This is a genomic window from Dermacoccus sp. Tok2021 (genome assembly GCF_019895135.1).
GTDB classification, from domain to species: domain Bacteria; phylum Actinomycetota; class Actinomycetes; order Actinomycetales; family Dermatophilaceae; genus Dermacoccus; species Dermacoccus abyssi.
On record NZ_JAGTHU010000025.1, the window covers coordinates 1 to 15,338 of the forward strand.

17 protein-coding genes and 1 pseudogene are annotated in these 15,338 nt (G+C 67.3%); 8 read left to right on the plus strand and 10 right to left on the minus strand.

Features of this window, described 5'->3' with window-relative positions:
• Positions 1-56 precede the first annotated feature (56 nt).
• A complete protein-coding gene (locus K9D12_RS12805) occupies positions 57-518 on the minus strand; it encodes a phage tail protein (protein ID WP_129665812.1) in 462 nt (153 codons plus the stop codon).
• A gap of 114 nt (positions 519-632) precedes the next feature.
• Here K9D12_RS12805 and K9D12_RS12810 point away from each other — a divergent pair, with 114 nt between their 5' ends.
• Positions 633-1,802 carry a magnesium and cobalt transport protein CorA gene (locus K9D12_RS12810; RefSeq protein ID WP_082128684.1) on the plus strand — a complete coding sequence of 390 codons (1,170 nt, stop codon included), beginning with the start codon at positions 633-635 and terminating at the stop codon, positions 1,800-1,802.
• A 40-nt stretch (positions 1,803-1,842) separates the two neighbouring features.
• Positions 1,843-2,274 (plus strand): pyrimidine dimer DNA glycosylase/endonuclease V, encoded by a 432-nt coding sequence (locus K9D12_RS12815; protein WP_047310904.1) that lies wholly within the window; start codon positions 1,843-1,845, stop codon positions 2,272-2,274.
• Positions 2,275-2,371: 97 nt separating this feature from the next.
• Here K9D12_RS12815 and K9D12_RS12820 read toward each other — a convergent pair whose 3' ends face one another.
• From K9D12_RS12820 to K9D12_RS12840, 5 genes are all read right to left on the minus strand, one after another.
• Complete coding sequence (locus K9D12_RS12820; RefSeq protein WP_129665810.1) at positions 2,372-2,746, minus strand: ectoine synthase; 375 nt, start codon at positions 2,744-2,746, stop codon at positions 2,372-2,374.
• 178 nt (positions 2,747-2,924) lie between these two features.
• Positions 2,925-3,560, minus strand: coding sequence for a maleylpyruvate isomerase family mycothiol-dependent enzyme (locus tag K9D12_RS12825; protein WP_129665808.1), 636 nt, complete (start codon positions 3,558-3,560; stop codon positions 2,925-2,927).
• Between the two features lie 97 nt (positions 3,561-3,657).
• Entirely contained in the window at positions 3,658-5,196 is a 1,539-nt protein-coding gene (gene putP, locus K9D12_RS12830; protein ID WP_129665806.1) for a sodium/proline symporter PutP, read from the minus strand.
• A gap of 133 nt (positions 5,197-5,329) precedes the next feature.
• The gene (locus K9D12_RS12835; RefSeq protein ID WP_052946862.1) at positions 5,330-5,992 is read right to left on the minus strand and encodes a HEAT repeat domain-containing protein; all 663 of its coding nucleotides are present in this window, start codon (positions 5,990-5,992) and stop codon (positions 5,330-5,332) included.
• A gap of 106 nt (positions 5,993-6,098) precedes the next feature.
• Positions 6,099-7,733: a nuclease-related domain-containing DEAD/DEAH box helicase gene (locus tag K9D12_RS12840; protein WP_225911274.1), complete on the minus strand. Its 1,635-nt coding sequence runs from the start codon at positions 7,731-7,733 to the stop codon at positions 6,099-6,101.
• A 364-nt stretch (positions 7,734-8,097) separates the two neighbouring features.
• On the opposite strand from K9D12_RS12840, the gene K9D12_RS12845 reads away from it, so the two are divergent.
• The gene (locus tag K9D12_RS12845; RefSeq protein WP_129665802.1) at positions 8,098-9,069 is read left to right on the plus strand and encodes a DUF4268 domain-containing protein; all 972 of its coding nucleotides are present in this window, start codon (positions 8,098-8,100) and stop codon (positions 9,067-9,069) included.
• 70 nt (positions 9,070-9,139) lie between these two features.
• Here the strand turns inward: K9D12_RS12845 and K9D12_RS12850 are convergent, their stop codons facing one another.
• Both K9D12_RS12850 and K9D12_RS12855 read right to left on the minus strand, forming a co-directional pair.
• Entirely contained in the window at positions 9,140-9,682 is a 543-nt protein-coding gene (locus tag K9D12_RS12850; RefSeq protein ID WP_255352609.1) for a mismatch-specific DNA-glycosylase, read from the minus strand.
• Between the two features lie 171 nt (positions 9,683-9,853).
• The gene (locus K9D12_RS12855; RefSeq protein WP_370633519.1) at positions 9,854-10,882 is read right to left on the minus strand and encodes an RCC1 domain-containing protein; all 1,029 of its coding nucleotides are present in this window, start codon (positions 10,880-10,882) and stop codon (positions 9,854-9,856) included.
• Between the two features lie 37 nt (positions 10,883-10,919).
• Between K9D12_RS12855 and K9D12_RS14965 the strand changes: the two genes are divergently transcribed.
• Together K9D12_RS14965 and K9D12_RS14970 are read left to right on the plus strand one after the other, a co-directional pair.
• The gene (locus tag K9D12_RS14965) at positions 10,920-11,126 is read left to right on the plus strand and encodes a hypothetical protein (protein WP_240730208.1); all 207 of its coding nucleotides are present in this window, start codon (positions 10,920-10,922) and stop codon (positions 11,124-11,126) included.
• A gap of 48 nt (positions 11,127-11,174) precedes the next feature.
• A complete protein-coding gene (locus tag K9D12_RS14970) occupies positions 11,175-11,342 on the plus strand; it encodes a hypothetical protein (protein WP_225911270.1) in 168 nt (55 codons plus the stop codon).
• A 347-nt stretch (positions 11,343-11,689) separates the two neighbouring features.
• Here the strand turns inward: K9D12_RS14970 and K9D12_RS12865 are convergent.
• A pseudogene (locus tag K9D12_RS12865) lies at positions 11,690-12,085 on the minus strand (hypothetical protein).
• A gap of 27 nt (positions 12,086-12,112) precedes the next feature.
• Positions 12,113-12,544 carry a MarR family winged helix-turn-helix transcriptional regulator gene (locus tag K9D12_RS12870; RefSeq protein WP_047310897.1) on the minus strand — a complete coding sequence of 144 codons (432 nt, stop codon included), beginning with the start codon at positions 12,542-12,544 and terminating at the stop codon, positions 12,113-12,115.
• A gap of 114 nt (positions 12,545-12,658) precedes the next feature.
• Between K9D12_RS12870 and K9D12_RS12875 the strand changes: the two genes are divergently transcribed.
• The 3 genes from K9D12_RS12875 (at position 12,659) to K9D12_RS12885 (ending at position 15,323) form a co-directional block, all read left to right on the plus strand.
• A complete protein-coding gene (locus K9D12_RS12875; protein ID WP_129665798.1) occupies positions 12,659-13,087 on the plus strand; it encodes an organic hydroperoxide resistance protein in 429 nt (142 codons plus the stop codon).
• A 90-nt stretch (positions 13,088-13,177) separates the two neighbouring features.
• Complete coding sequence (locus K9D12_RS12880; protein WP_129665795.1) at positions 13,178-14,686, plus strand: NAD-dependent succinate-semialdehyde dehydrogenase; 1,509 nt, start codon at positions 13,178-13,180, stop codon at positions 14,684-14,686.
• Positions 14,640-15,323 (plus strand): type 1 glutamine amidotransferase domain-containing protein, encoded by a 684-nt coding sequence (locus K9D12_RS12885; protein ID WP_047310894.1) that lies wholly within the window; start codon positions 14,640-14,642, stop codon positions 15,321-15,323. The genes K9D12_RS12880 and K9D12_RS12885 overlap by 47 nt, the downstream gene beginning before the upstream one ends.
• Positions 15,324-15,338 lie beyond the last annotated feature (15 nt).

Here is a 15,338-nt window from a genome sequence, read left to right on the forward strand (position 1 = left end):
GCTGCGGTTGGTGACGGCGGAACGTCACCAACCGCAGCAAACGTAGACAGCTGGGATCAGTACTCGCCCTTGATGACGAAGTACGACCCGCGGATCTCGCCGGCCAGCTTCGACTTCTGGCGCGCGAACTTGAAGCTCGAGAGCTCCTCGGGCACCTCCATGCCCTGGCTGAGCTTGAACCCGACGGCGCGCTTTCCGCCGTCCTCACGCGTGTAGAGCACGTTGATCGACAGACCCGACTCGTAGAACACGTGCACCCACGTGATGCCGTCGACGTCGTTCTCACTCACCTCGAGCGCGGGCGACGCGATGACGATGTCGCGCTCCTCCTTGAGGATGCGCGTCACCCATTCCAGCAGTTCTGTTGCGTCCGAAGCCTTCTCGACGACGAACGTCGTCTTGTACTTCGTGTTGAAGTAGCGCGCCTCGTTGGCGCGCAGCCCCGCGAGTGCCTCGGCGGCGGGCGACGACTCGAGCCCCTCGGTCGACACCTCGACGAAATCAACGACCTGACCCACACCCACTCCTCGCGTAGTTCCGATTGCGCCGAGGGTACCCACCCCGCCTTCCGCGCCACCGACGACGCGCAGCGCCGAGAACTCGAACGTTGGGCGCGCACTACGATTCACCTCATGCCCACTTGGCGAGGAAAGCCGATCACCGCGGGGCCGCTCGCCGTCCTGCGCACGGAGCAGACCGGCACGCCCCTGCGCACCGAACGCGACAACACGCCCTTCGAACCCGTACGTGACGAGGACGAGCGTCCGCCTGAGTCGACGATCGTGCAGAGCACCATCTACGACGACGGCTACACGCTCGCGGAGCCGGCCTCGATCCGCGAGACCTTCGAGCATCTGCGCAAGCCCGACCGGCGCGGCAACCCCGTCGCCTGGATCGGCATGACGCACCCCACCGCACGCCAGGTCCAGACCGTCGCGGAGATCTTCGACCTGCACCCTCTCGCCGTCGAGGACGCGATCGTCGCGCACCAGCGGCCGAAGGCGGAACGCTACGGCGGCGCCCTCTTCGTCGTCCTGCGCCCCGCCACCTACGACGACACGTCGGAAACCGTGAAGTTCGGCGAGGTGCACGCCTTCATCGGGCCCGACTTCGTCATCACCGTCCGCCACACCGCGCAGCCCGAGCTCGGTGCCGTGCGTCAGCGCTTCGAGAAGAACCGGCACCTTCTCGCGGCCGGCCCGCAGGCGATTCTCTACGGCCTGCTCGACTTCGTCGTCGACGGTTACGCGCCGGTGCTCTCCGGGCTCGAGAACGACATCGACGAGATCGAGACGCAGGTTTTCGAGTCCGATCCCAACGTGTCGCGCCGCATCTATGAGCTCTCGCAGGAGGTCATGGAGCTGCAGCGCGCCGTGAAGCCGCTGCACCGCGTGCTTGCCGGCCTCGAGCGCGGCGCAGAGCAGTACGGCACCGACCCCGAGATCATCGCGCTCATGCGTGACGTCCACGACCACGTCACGAGCGTCATCGAACGTTCCGACGGCTTCCGCCAATCGCTCTCGGAGATCCTGCAGCTCAACGCGATCCTCGTCGCGCAGGTGCAGAACGACGACATGAAGCGGCTCGCCGAGGTGGCCAACACGCAGGCCGACGAAGTGAAGAAGGCCTCGTCATGGGCCGCCATCCTCTTCGCACCGACGATCGTCGCCGGCATCTACGGCATGAACTTCGACAAGATGCCAGAACTCCATTGGTTCTTCGGCTACCCGTTCGCGCTGCTGCTCATGGCGACCGTTTCGACCGTCATGTGGCTCATGTTCAAGCGCAAGGACTGGCTGTGACGCCCGCGTCGCCGCGGCTCACCTGGCGGCAGGAGTAGCCGTGCGCCTGTGGAGCCTGCACCCCTCCCAGCTCGATCGTCGCGCGCTCGTGGCCGGTTGGCGCGAGGCGCTGCTCGCGCAGAAGGTGCTCGCCGGTGGAACGCGCGGATACACGCATCACCCGCAGCTGCAACGGTTTCGGGCGACCGACGACCCGCTCGTCGCCATCGCGACCTACCTGCACGCCCTCGCCGACGACGCCGATGCCCGCGGCTATTCGTTCGACCGTTCCCGCGTGTCACGCCCCGCCGATGAGGGCCTCCGCCTGAGCGTCACCGCTGGCCAACTCGACTACGAGTGGCAGCACCTGCGCGCGAAGGTCGAGACTCGCGACCCGGAGTGGTTCGAGGCGGTCGTCGTCACCGCGCGCCCAAAACCGCACCCGCTGTTCGACGTCGTGCCCGGCGACGTCGAGCCCTGGGAAGTTCGCTGACGCCGAACGAGAACGAGCACCGCACCCGCGCGGCTGCGCGTCGGTGAGGTGCTCGCCCTCGTCAGCGAACGCCGAGTCCGACGTCCGCTGGCTCCGATCAGTAGGAGCTGAACCCGTCAGGGCTGAGCGTGTGCTTCTCGTTGCCGGTGATCGGCGGGTTGAAGATGCTGAGCAGTTCCATGTCCTCGTGCTCGGAGGCCCGCAGGTAGTGCGGGTCGTGGTTGTCGAGGATGTAGACCGTGCCCGGCGTGATCTCGTAGACGTTGCCGTTCGTGTCCTCGACGTTGCCCGAACCCGAGATGCAGTAACAGGATTCGAGGTGGTTGCGGTACTCGAGCTTCGACTCGGTGCCTGCACGCACGAGGGTGCGGGCGATCGCGTAGCCCATCTTGTCGTCCTCGGTGACGAGGCGGTGGCTCGTGCCACTTCCCCACTCGACGGCTTCGACTTCTTCCATGGAGCGCGTGAACATTCATTCCTCCTCGGGTCGTCAGCCCCGCAGGAAATCAAGCTCTCGCGCAAGCCGCTTCGGCGCGCTGGCAGGGCCGGTGAAAGTTCGTGCTCGCGTTCCACCATGCCAAGCTCGGCGGCAGAACCCCAGCCGATTAGCAATATTGGTTGGCGTTTGGCATGATGCCCCTTCGCCTTCGTCAGGCTGTCGCGCGGCCCAACTCCACGAGGCGCGCAACACCCGCACCACTCAACCCCTCCGTGCGAGGTGCCCGGCCCGTCGCCACCATGAGCAGGTCGAGCGCAGAGCCTTCGACGACCGGCCCGTCGCCAGCGGAGAAGTCTGCGTCCGTGGCGACGGGCCGAACGTCACCCAACAACTCCTTGGCCCCGTCGAAGCGCTGCGGGGTATGCAGTTGATAGTCCAGCGCGTCGAGAACGGACGCGACGGGATAGTCACGCTCGATACCCAAAGGGCGTCGGATGTCCTCTCCGTGCGCGATCTCCTCGACGAGGCGGCTCGCCTTCGGCGCGGGCGGTCCGGAACGCCGGGAGGCGACGTCACGCAACCTCTGGAGCGTCTCCTCCGGCGACGAACCCTTCGCAGCAGCGACGCCGTTCGCGTTCTGCCGGTCGAAGTCGAACCGCGCCTTGGCCATGGCGACGACCAGCCGCAGCGGGGTCGTCCTCGCATTGTCGACGAGGTGAGCCGCCACGTCGTGGATCGTCCACCCGGCCGCGAGCGACGGCTGCTCCCAGGCCTGCGAGGGCAGACCCGCGAGGTCGGCGATGAGCGCCCGACGCTCGTCATGGACACGACTCCAGATGTCACTCATGCGAGCAACCTACCGGCTGACTCCGACATCCCCGTTGACGCCGATCGGCGCGCAACCCGATGCAGGTTGCGCGCCGATCGATTCGTAACGGAACGGGTCAGGCCTTGGCGGCCAGTTCCTCGTCCGTACGCGGCGAGCGGTGCAGACGCAGCATCTCGTCGTAGGTGTCGGTGACCTCCTTGGACGGCGCCGGCGTCACGAGCGAGACGACGATGGCCGCGAGCAGGCCGAGGAGGAAGCCCGGCACCATCTCGTAGAGGTGCTGGTCGCCGAACAGGCCCCACTTGGTGTCGAGCTCGAACTTGCCCCAGACGAAGGAGACGACCGCACCCGTCACAAGGCCCGCGAGAGCGCCCTGACGATTGAGGCGGCGCCAGAACAGCGACAGCAGAACGAGAGGACCGAACGCCGAACCGAAGCCGGCCCACGCGAACGCGACGAGCTCGAGGATCGAGTCGTTGCGCTGCATCGCGAGCAGCATCGCGACGACGGCAACGATGCCGACGCCGGCGCGACCGGCCCACAGCTGCTGGTTCGCCGTCATCGGACGGCTCTGACGGATGCCGGCAAGGTCCTCGACGAGCGCGGAACTCGTGACGACGAGCTGGCTCGAGATCGTCGACATGATGGCGGCGAGCACGGCGGCGAGCAGGAAGCCCGCGACGGCCGGGTGGAACACCTGCTGGGCGAGGTCGAGGAAGACGGTCTCACCCTTCTTCGTGTCGGTGAGGTGCGCGTCCTTGTGCTTCTGGAAGTATGCGAGGCCCGCGAGCGCCGTGAAGATCGCGCCGAGGACGCACAGGAGCATCCAGCCGATACCGATGACGGTGCCGACCTTGGCGTCCTTCGAGCTGCGCAGCGCCATGAAGCGCACGATGATGTGCGGCTGACCGAAGTAGCCGAGGCCCCACGCGAGCGACGAGACGACACCGATGAAGGTGGCGGACGCCGTCAGGGAGGTGAACTCGGGCTTGATCTGGCTGACGGTGTCGAACATCTCGCCCGGGCCCCCGACAGCGAACATCGCGATGAGCGGAACGAGGATGAGCGACGCGAGCATGATGAGGCCCTGCACCATGTCGGTGTAGGTGGCGCCGAGGAAGCCGCCGAACAGGGTGTACGCGAGCGTCACGCCGGCGACGAGGAACATGCCGAGCATGTAGTTGCCACCGAACGTCGACTCGAAGTACGTGCCGCCGGCGACCATGCCGGAAGCCACGTAGAACGTGAAGAAAACGAGCGTGACGAGGCCCGCGGCGACGCGCAGGGCGCGGCTACGGTCGTCCACACGATTCTCGAAGAAGCTCGGGATGGTGATGGAGTTCTTCGCCAGAGCCGTGTACTCACGAAGGCGCGGGGCGATGGACAACCAGTTGACGGCCGCACCGATGAGCAGGCCGATGGCGATCCACGACTCGACGAGGCCGCTCATGTAGAGCGCGCCCGGCAGGCCCATGAGGAGCCAGCCGGACATGTCCGAGGCTCCGGCGGACATGGCCGCGGTGAACGGCCCGAGGCGACGGCCGCCGAGCATGTAGTCGTCACCGTCGTTGGTGCGGCGGAAGGCGAACAGGCCGATGGCCAGCATCGCGCCGAAATAGATCGTCAGCGCGATGATTTTGTACGTGGTGTCCATGGGGATCTATCATGAGGCAGAAACGAACTCTCACCAGAGAACCAGGCGTCATGGCGCAGATCACACTTCACACGCCCGAAAGGGCGAATCGTTATAAGCCCGTTGGGTGAGCGTGTGCGCCTCGAGGGGTGAATCAGCCCGTCGCGCCGCCCATGGCGATGATGCGTTTGGCCTCCTCGAGGGCCCCGGCGAAGGCGAGGTCGGGGCGCGTGCGCATCAGTTCCGTGGCGCGGGCGTGCTCCGCGACGGCGGACTCAGGGCTCTTCATGGCGGCTTGAACGGGCGTGACGGCAGGCTCGCCGAGGCCGAGCAACGCGACGCTCAGGGCCATGCGGACGCCGTCGTCACCGCGGCCGAGTTCCTTGACGAGCTCGCCGGCGAGGGCGCTCACCTCGTCGTCGGGCACGAGGGCAGCCGCGGCGCGCCAGGCGGTGCGGGCGAGGTCGTCGTCGGGGTCGTGGAGGAGGTCGGCGGTGATCCACGGCCAGGCACGGCGGTCGCCGATCTTCGACAGGGTGTGGACGGCCTGGGTGCGCGCGAAGAGGTTCTTCGACGTGAGTTCACGCTGCAGGCGCGGCAGGACGTCGTCGGCCGGCAGGCGCGTGAGCGCCCAGGAGAGGTTCTCGCGGACGAAGAAGTCGGGTTCGACTCCGCACCGGCGCACGAGGGGCTCGACGAGGCTCGGATGCGGGTGGGTGCCCGCCGCGAGGGCTGCGCGCAGTCGCAGCGACTCGTCCTGCGACTCGAGCGCGCGGGCGATGCTGGCGGCGTAATCGTGCTCTTCGGCTGAACTCACGCGACCCAGTAGACACGAACGCGGCCGACGATCCCACCGGCGAGTGACGCGGAAACGTCAGGTTGTGCACGAAATATCACGCACAACCTGACACTTTCGCGATCAATCAGCCGCACCCGAGCCGCGCCGCGACGCCTGGGCCGCCGATCTCGGCAATGACATCCGGGTCGCCGACGACGATGAGCTGCTCCGTTGCACGTGACATGCCGACGTAAAGGCGTTCGCGGGCGCGTTCCTGGCCGACCTTCTCGTTGACGCACAGGATGACGACGCGACGCTCGAGCCCCTTGCAGCCGAGCACGTGGCCGTAGAAGACGTCGTCGCCGTCCCAGAACGAACGCCAATACCCCTCCTGGCCGAGCGATTCCTGTTGCTCGACCTGGACGGGGTGGCGGCGACCGGTGGTGAGCAAGGCGATGTCGGTCGCCTCCCAACCGTCCTCGAAGAGGCTGTCGACGACGTCGTCCGCGGCATTGATCGCCTCGTCCGACGTGCACCGGACGAGTTCCACGTCGGGCCCGGAGTCGCCGCCGGCGTACATGCGCGCCGGCGCGAGGGGACGGAACGCCTCGGCGATCTGTTTGGTGTTGCGTAGGTTGCGGTCGAGAACGAGCGGCACGAGCGCCATCGGCGGGCGACCGAAGCGATCGAAGACCCGCTGGTTCTCGTCGGAGTAGACGTAGAGGCCGCCCTGGTCGGGGTCGCGTAGGAGCGCGACGACGGGCTGCCACCACAGGTCGGCGAAGTCCTGCGCCTCGTCGACGACGAAGGAGTCGAACCTCTTACCGTCGGGCAACTCGGCGGCCTTTGCGGCGATCTGTTCCGGCAGCTCGCGCTCCCAGAAGTCGGGGTTGTCGCGAGCGCCGAACTCGTCGATGCCGCAGTAGCGTCCCAGCTCCTCGAAGGTGCCGACGAACGCGGGACGCTGGCGTCGCGGCCAGGTCTCAGTGAGCCGCTTGAAGTGGGCGGCGAGGCCGATCGAGTAACAGACGAGGGCGACGCGCTGCGCGGGCGATTCCGCACTGCCGCGAGCAAGTTCGCGCGCCTGGGCGAGGGCGAGCACGGTCTTGCCACTACCGGCACCACCCCGAACTTCGACGCGGTTGAGCAGGCGCGTCACCTTGAGCAGAGTGGCCTGCTCGGCGGTGAGTCGTTCGGCGCGCGCTTCGTGTTCGGCGGCGAGGGCGACGACGTCACGCACGGGAAGGCTGCGTCCCGCGAGGATCTCGCGGAGGAGGTCACACTGCGCCGCGCTCGGCACGGCCAGGTCGCCCTTGCGCGCGGCTGCTTCGAGCCGAGCGGGGAGGTCGTCCATGTCTCGGCGGCCGTGGACGGCCCAGCGCGGGCTCTCAGGAGCGGCGAAGTCGTCGGCGAAGTCGGTGTACGGAGCGATGAGCGCCTTCGTCCAGCGCACGCGGCCGCCGGACCACCGCGGGTCCTCCTCGACATAGCGCCGCAGTTCGTAGAGGCCGTCGGTGACCTGGCCCATGGGATCGATGCTGCGTGTCTGCCCACCGGAGGTGAGCCACCAGCCACCGTCCTCGTAGTAGACGCTGCCGCCCTTGACTTCGGCAACGACGATGCCCGCGTCTGGGATGAGGACGACGAGATCGACCTCGTGGTCGCGCCGCTCCGTCATGAGGCGCACGTTGGCGACGACCTGCCAGTCGGGCGGCATCGCATCGGTCAACGTCTGCCAGACGTGGCGTTCGGATTCGGTGGTGAACGTCGGCGTCGTCATCGTCACCTCAGGCATCGTCGGGGTGGACGCCCGGCACGGCGCGCCCTGACAACCAGTCTCACCGACGGGTTGACGCAGTGGGCGGAGTTCACGCCGAACCGGTCGATGGGTTGGCTGACGCCGAAAGGTCAGGTTGTGCACGAAATATCACGCACAACCTGACCTTTTCACGGTCATTCAGCCGACCCGATGTCGAGATGCGACCAAGTCTGCACGCGATCAGCGGGACTACTCTGCGCAGATCGGCGGGCGGCGGGCGACTGTGCAAAGTAGTCGTCACGGGGGGGCAGCGACGACTCTGGTCGCTCGCTCAGGGTTGGGGAGACCGGCGACTAGGCACCCTCGTCCGGGCTAGGCTACGACGGTGAGTGAACTTCCGGCGCTCGGGCGCTTGACGGTCGTACCGCTGCGTGAGGTGTGGAAGCACGAAGCCCACCAGTTCACTCAGTGGCTGCTCCAGAACGCCGACGTGCTCGCCGACGTCCTCGGAGTGGACCTCGAGCTGGACGAGGCGGAGTACCGAGTCGGTGGGTTCGCGCTCGACCTGATCGGCAGAGACATGCAGACCGGGGAGCAGGTCATCATCGAGGACCAACTCGAACAGACTGACCATACGCACCTAGGCCAGTTGCTTACGTATGCCGGCGGCACCAAGGCCAAGACCATAGTGTGGTGCGCAGCGTCTTTCCGCGACGAGCACCGCGCCGCCTTGGACTGGCTCAACGAGAACACGATCGAGGAGATCCGCTTCTTCGGTGTCGAGATAGCCGCCGTCCGCATCGGCGAGTCCACCCCTGCGCCCCAATTCCGCTTGGTGGTCAAACCCAACGACTGGACCAAACGAGTCCAGGGAGCGAAAGAAGCTTCCAGCGCCACTGGGCGCTCTCTCGCGTACGAGGCTCTTTGGGCGACCGTGTTGCAAACGGTAACTACCAAGGACCGCTCGTGGACACGCGCCCGGGCGGCCCAGCCGGTCAACTGGATGACCCTGCCCTTCGGCATGTCGTCCGCTTGGTACCACTTCGTATACGCGGATGGGGTACTCCGCGTCGAACTTTACTTCGGATCCGCCGACGCCGAACTCAACGCACGCCAGTTCAGCGACTACAGCACACAACGCTCCCAGATCGAGAACGACTTCGGCGGCAGCCTCGAGTTCCTCCCCCTCCCTGAGCGCAAAAGCTGCCGGATCCAAGTCACGTCGGACCCCGGATGGGACATTTTCGACCACAGCCAATACCCCGCCATGGCCCAATGGTTTGTTGACACCTTCTCACGCTTCCGCGCTGCAACCCAGGCAGCCAAGAAGCGGCTTGAGAATGTGCCCTCCCTCTGAATCATCGTCGGGGCTCGGCGCCATGGGCGCAGGGTCAGCCACTCCGCGGCATCGCGGCCACAGCCGCGTCTCAAACTGCCACCAGGGCCGCCAAGGCCGTCCACCAGCGCAACTTTTCGGCGTACGGCATGCTCGCGTAGGCACCGCTGCTGTTCGGTAGCACGAAGACCCTGCTCGTGCCGAGGGTCCATGGTTGTTCGCCAAGAGCAACGGAGCCGCCGTAACGGAGTATGCGTGCTGCCTCCCGCCCCGCGGTCAAACCGTTGAACGCCACCCAGCGTGGGCAGGCTGCCACCAGGTGAGCCGCCACCCCCGCAGCCCCGCTGAAGTCCAGTCCGCGATCGTGGCTCTGGGCAACGCCCTTGACTAGGTCCGTGATGCCGATCCCGAAGTCAAACAGGGAGGCATCCTCCTCCGGTGCTAGGAGCCTGGGCGTGAGTTTTGCTTCGTGAAGTAGCTGCCAGAACCGGTTTCCCCTCCCCGCGTAGTAGTGGCCTCGCTCGGCAGATGCGGTCCCGACCGCGGTACCCACAAACACCACGCTGAGTCCGGGGCCCAATATGTCAGCGAGGGCAGGCTCATTGACGCCATCGCGACGGTGTTCTCCTGGCACGATCCCGCCCCCCCGCTCTTCATCGGCCCACGATTTCGAGATGACGGAGCCCTCGGGCCAGACCAGTCGCGGTAGGCGAGGCCCCGCGAGCGACAGCGCGTGACGCGCCGCCGCATTGAAGACCTGCCGAGAACCCAACCGGGTCGCGGCCTCGTGGGCGCCAACCGCCGGCTAGTGCCCGGCCTGCACAACCGCCACTGGAACAGCGGTGTTGTCGAGTTTTCCATTTCCGAGTTGACCGACCTGGTTGGCCCCCCAGCAGAACACGTTCTTCTCCTTGGTGGCGGCACAGGAGTGCGTGTCTCCTAGGGCAATGCTCGCGGTCGGGGTGGGGAGCCCCCTGATCTGCGTGGGAGTCACGTCGATTGGCGTAGCCCCGCCGGTTTGACCGTTGAAGTTGACGCCCCAGCACCAGACGTCGCCGCTATTGGCGAGTGCGCAGGCGTGATCGCCTCCGGTCGATACCTCGGAGATGCCGGTCCCTAGCCCGACGACCGCCATGGGGGCGGTGAGGTACTGCGCGCTGCTTCCAGACCCCAAGCTGCCACCCAAGTTCCACCCCCAGCACTCGACGCCACCCCGAGCCGTCACCGCGCAAGTGGAATTGCCACCCGGGCTGATGCTGGTCAGCCTGCTCGTGGTGCTTACGCGCTGGGGCGTGTTTGCGTTGACGAGCGTGCCGTCGCCCAGCTGCCCATACGAGTTGTCGCCCCAGCACCAGCCCACGCCGTCGCGCGCAACGGCGCACGTCTGGTTGCCGCTCGCGCGCAGCGACTTAACCTTGCCGGGAAGCTGGACGTGAACAGGTGTGCTTGAGTTGGTGCTCGTTCCGTCACCTAGCTGCCCCTGCATATTCCATCCCCAGCACCACGCGCCACCGTCGCGCGTGAGGGCACAGGTGTGGTTGTAGCCAGCCGTGATTGAGGTGACCTTGCCGTCGATGCCCTCCACATTCACCGGCGCAAGGGAGTCCATGGTCGCCCCATTGCCCAACTGCCCCGTCGAGTTCCAGCCCCAGCATTCGATGCTCCCGTGACGCAAGAGGGCACAGGAATGGCCAAGGCCGGTCGCAAGCGCGAGTACACCGCCAGCAAGCTGTTCTTCGGGATGATGGGCGTCGCCCGCTCGGAGGCGACCACGCTGAACGACCCGTCCGCGCACTCCGTCCCTCCCACCCCTCGGTGGCGGCAACATCGACATCCGCCACCTCGGGCTGGACAGCACCTTCTACCTGCCCGTGGCGGCCGAGGGCGCCCTGTTCTACGTCGGCGACCCGCACCACGCGATGGGCCCGGGCGAGGGCACTCACTGCGATGGAGGGTTCCCTGCGCGGCACCTTCCGCCTGTCGGTCTGCAAGAAGGGGTCTGGGGATGCCCCGTCGGTCGCCTTCCACCACCCCTTCGGCGAGACCCGCGACGCGTGGATCCCGATCGGCCTCAGTGACCCTGACGGCCTGGTCGGCGGCGACGACACCGACCTGAACGTGGGGCGATGCGCAGGGCGGTCATCAATGCGCTCGACCACCTGCAGGTCGACGTGGGCATCCCCCGCGCTGTCGCCTACGCCTACCTGTCGGCGGCCAGCGACTTCTACGTCAGCCAGTTCGTCGACAAGACCACCGGCGTGCACGGCCTGATCCGCAAGTCCGACTTCTGCTGAGACCGGGGCCCGACCGCCGTGACAGGGCTCATGGCGGCCGGTGGCACCGTCGCGCTCCTACGGGGTGCCGGCCTGCATGCCAGGGCTGGCACTCCAGCGTGCCTCCCGGGTTGGACGGTCAAGGCCGCGAAGCCGGTTCCGCAGGGCCCGGGAGGTGCCACCCGTCGCGTTCGACCTCCTTCTCCACACCTGCGTGTCGTCCACGCCCAGCACGGTGTGCTGGGCGTGACGGCCATGGTCGAGACCTCCCCGTCCTGACAGGAGGTGCGCTGCGCGTGCACCTCCACGTCGCGATGCCGACCGGTTGCGCCCGGCCCCTGGGCGTGGGGCCCGGGGTCGGTCTTCTGCTACGACCGGGGCAGGCCGGCCGACCACAGCGCCGCGGCGATCAGGGCGGGCTGGCCGAACAACCGCGCGAGTCGCTTGCCATCGGTGTCGAGGCCAAAACCGTCTCGCCGCGCCGCATACTGGTCGATGTTGCCGGGGAAGACCGCGGCATAGAACCCAGCCAGGGCACCACCGGTCAGCATGCGATGACGCGGCAGCGCCAGCATCGCGCTGCCGGCCAAGACTTCGGCGACGCCGGAGCCGATGACCACGGAATCCTTGTCACCGGGGAATCAGTCGGGCACCTGTGCCTGGAACTCCTGGCGCTTGAAGCTCAGGTGGGAGACGCCGGCGTAGACCATGAACGCTCCGAGCGCGATTCGTGCGAGTTCTTGGGAGCGGTGTGTGGTGGGCATGGAAATGATCCTCCTGGATGGTGGTTGTCACTCGAGTTGGGTGGACAGGTCGTCCAGGAATGCCTTCACCTGGACGAGCTTTTCTGGTGGGCCCGGGTAGAGCGCGAGCATCTGTGCGGGGACTCCGGTTGCCCTGCACCGCAGCGAACTCCCCTCCTGGGTCAGGCTGATCAGGCGGCGCCGTTCATCGTTGCCACTCCACGACCGGGTGACGAGACCAGCCTGCTCCAGCCGTCGCAGCAGGGGGGTCAGGGTGCCGCTGTCGAGGTGCAGCCGAGCTCCGATGTCATTGACACCGACGGGCTTGTCAGCGTGCCACAGGACGAGCATGACGAGGTATTGGGGATAGGTGAGGCCGATGTCCTCGAGCAGTGGCCGGTAGGCGCGCGTCACCGCCCTGCTGGCCCTGTACAGGGAGAAGCAGAGCTGGTGGTCGAGGTCGGGGATCTGGTCACTCACACCCCAATCCTACCTCAGACACAATCTGATTGTGCGCAATCCACTTGTGCGCTATGTTGTCTCTGCAATCGCGAGGCAGGAGAGGCCTCGCACAGACGCCGCCCAGGAGGCACCATGATCGAGATCGAGCCCGTCTACACCACCGAGGCCATCGCCACCGGCGCAGGCCGCAACGGCCACGTCCAGACCGCCGACGGCCGGCTCTCGTTCGACCTGGCCATCCCGCGGGAGATGGGCGGCAGCGGTGAGGGCGCCAACCCCGAACAGTTGTTCGCCGCCGGTTACGCCGCCTGCTTCCACTCCGCCCTGCAGATGGTGGCCCGCCACGCGCACAAGGATCTCGGCGATTCGTCGGTGGGTGCCCAGGTGAGCATCGGCAAGGCCGGTGAGGGGTTCGGCCTGGCAGTCACCCTTGAGGTCGTCATCCCCGACCTGCCCGACGACGAGGCGCAGCAGCTGGCCAACCAAGCCCACCAGGTGTGCCCCTACTCGAACGCCACCCGCGGCAACATCCGCGTCGACGTCGTCGTCGTCGACGACTGACCCTCCCGCCTCGCCGCGACACCAACGCGTTGGGCCCCACCCACCGCGCCACCTGCACCGCCCCAACCCATCGACACAACGGGGGCAACCATGACCACCTACCGCACACAGAACCCCTCGACAGGCAAGGTCGTCCGCAGCTGGGACTCCCTCGACCCACGCGAGGTGGGCACGGCCATCGACACCGCCGAGGAGGCCTTCACCTCCTGGCGGCGCACGAGCGTCGAGGAGCGCGCCGGTGTGCTGGCCCGGACCGCGCACCTGTTCGAGCAGAGGGCGGAGGAGCTCGCCGGAATCGCGGCCTCCGAGATGGGAAAGCCCGTCTCCCAGGGCATCGCCGAGGCGCAGCTGGTCGCCCAGATCTTCGACTACTACGCCCAGCGCGCCGACGAGCTGATGGCCGACGAGGTCCTGCCGGACCAGGGGGCGAACTCCTCCCGCGTGGAGAAGCAGCCCCTGGGCGTCCTGCTGGGCGTGATGCCGTGGAACTTCCCCTACTACCAGATCGCCCGGTTCATCGCACCCAACCTGCTGCTCGGCAACACGCTGCTGCTGAAGCCGGCCTCGATCTGCGCTGCTTCCGCCCTCGAGGTGGAAAAGCTCCTCGACCAGGCCGGTCTGCCGAAGGGAGTCCACCAGACGCTCCTCGTGGACAGCTCCCAGATCGAGGACATCATCGCCGACCCGCGCGTGCGCGGTGTCTCCCTCACCGGGAGTGAGGGCGCGGGGGCCTCGGTCGCCGCCGCAGCCGGCAAGCACCTCAAGAAGGTGGTGCTGGAGCTCGGAGGTTCCGACCCGTTGATCGTCCTCGGTGGTGACATCGACGCGGTGGCGAGCACCGCCGCCCGGGCGCGGTTGAGCAACGCCGGCCAGGCCTGCAACTCGCCCAAGCGGATGATCGTGCTCGACGAGTTCTACGACACCTTCGTCGACAAGCTGTCGGCTGCCTTCTCCGCAGCGGTCGTCGGGGACCCCCAGGATGGGGCCACCGACGTGGGCCCCATGTCGAGCACCGATGCCCGCGACGAGCTGATGGAGCTTGTCGACGATGCCGTGGGCCACGGCGCCCACGTCCTCGTCGGCGGCTACCCGCGCGAGGGTGCCGGCGCCTTCATGGAGGCGACCGTACTGACCGACGTGACCCGCGACATGCGGGCCTGGTCGGAGGAGCTGTTCGGACCGGTCGCGGTCGTGTGCCGCGCCGCGGACGTGGACGAGGCCGTTGCCCTGGCCAACGAGACCGACTTCGGACTGAGCGGCTCGGTGTGGTCCGACGACCTCGAACTCGCCGAGGCCACCGCCCGCCGCCTCGACGTGGGCATGGCCTACGTCAACGAGCACGGCACCAGCCTCGCCGGACTGCCCTTCGGCGGCGTCGGCCGCTCTGGCTTCGGCCGGGAACTGGGCGACTACGGCGTCGACGAGTTCGTCAACAAGCGTCTGGTCCGCGTTTCCGACCCCGTGGGTCCTGAGCAGTGGACCCCGCCCCAACCCGGGGCACAGCCACCCCTGACCATGGAACCACTCCACGAGACATCGAAAGGAAGATGCCATGTCCCGCATCCTGATGATCCTCACATCCCACGACCAACTCGGTGACACCGACCGTAGGACCGGTTTTTGGCTCGAGGAGTTCGCCGCTCCCTACTACGTGTTCCGCGATGCCGGACACGACATCACCCTGGCCTCGCCGAAGGGCGGGCGACCGCCGGTCGACCCGACCAGCACGCTGCCGCAGATGCAGACCGACTCCACCCGTCGATTCGAGGCCGACGACGCGGCCAAGGCTGCCCTGACGACCAGCACCCCTTTGTCGGAGGTTGACGTGAGTCAGTTCGACGCGGTCTTCTACCCGGGCGGCCACGGCCCGCTGTGGGACCTCGTGGAGGATCCCACCTCGCAGCAGATCATCCTCGACAGCGGCGCCGCCGGCAGGCCGCTGGGCCTGGTCTGCCACGCCCCCGGCGTGCTGCATGCCATCAAGAAGCAGGACGGGACGTCGTTCATCACCGACCGTTCGGTGACTGGCTTCACCAATGGCGAGGAGGAGGCCGCCGGGCTGACCGACATCGTCCCGTTCCTGGTCGAGGACTCCCTCAGGGAAGCGGGCGCCCGCTACAGCAAGGGCCCCGACGGTGACAGCTACGTCGTCACGGACGGCACGCTGGTCACCGGGCAGAATCCGGCCTCGTCGGCTGATGCCGCCCGCCGCCTCCTCGACCTGCTGACCCACTGACCACCACCCACCCAC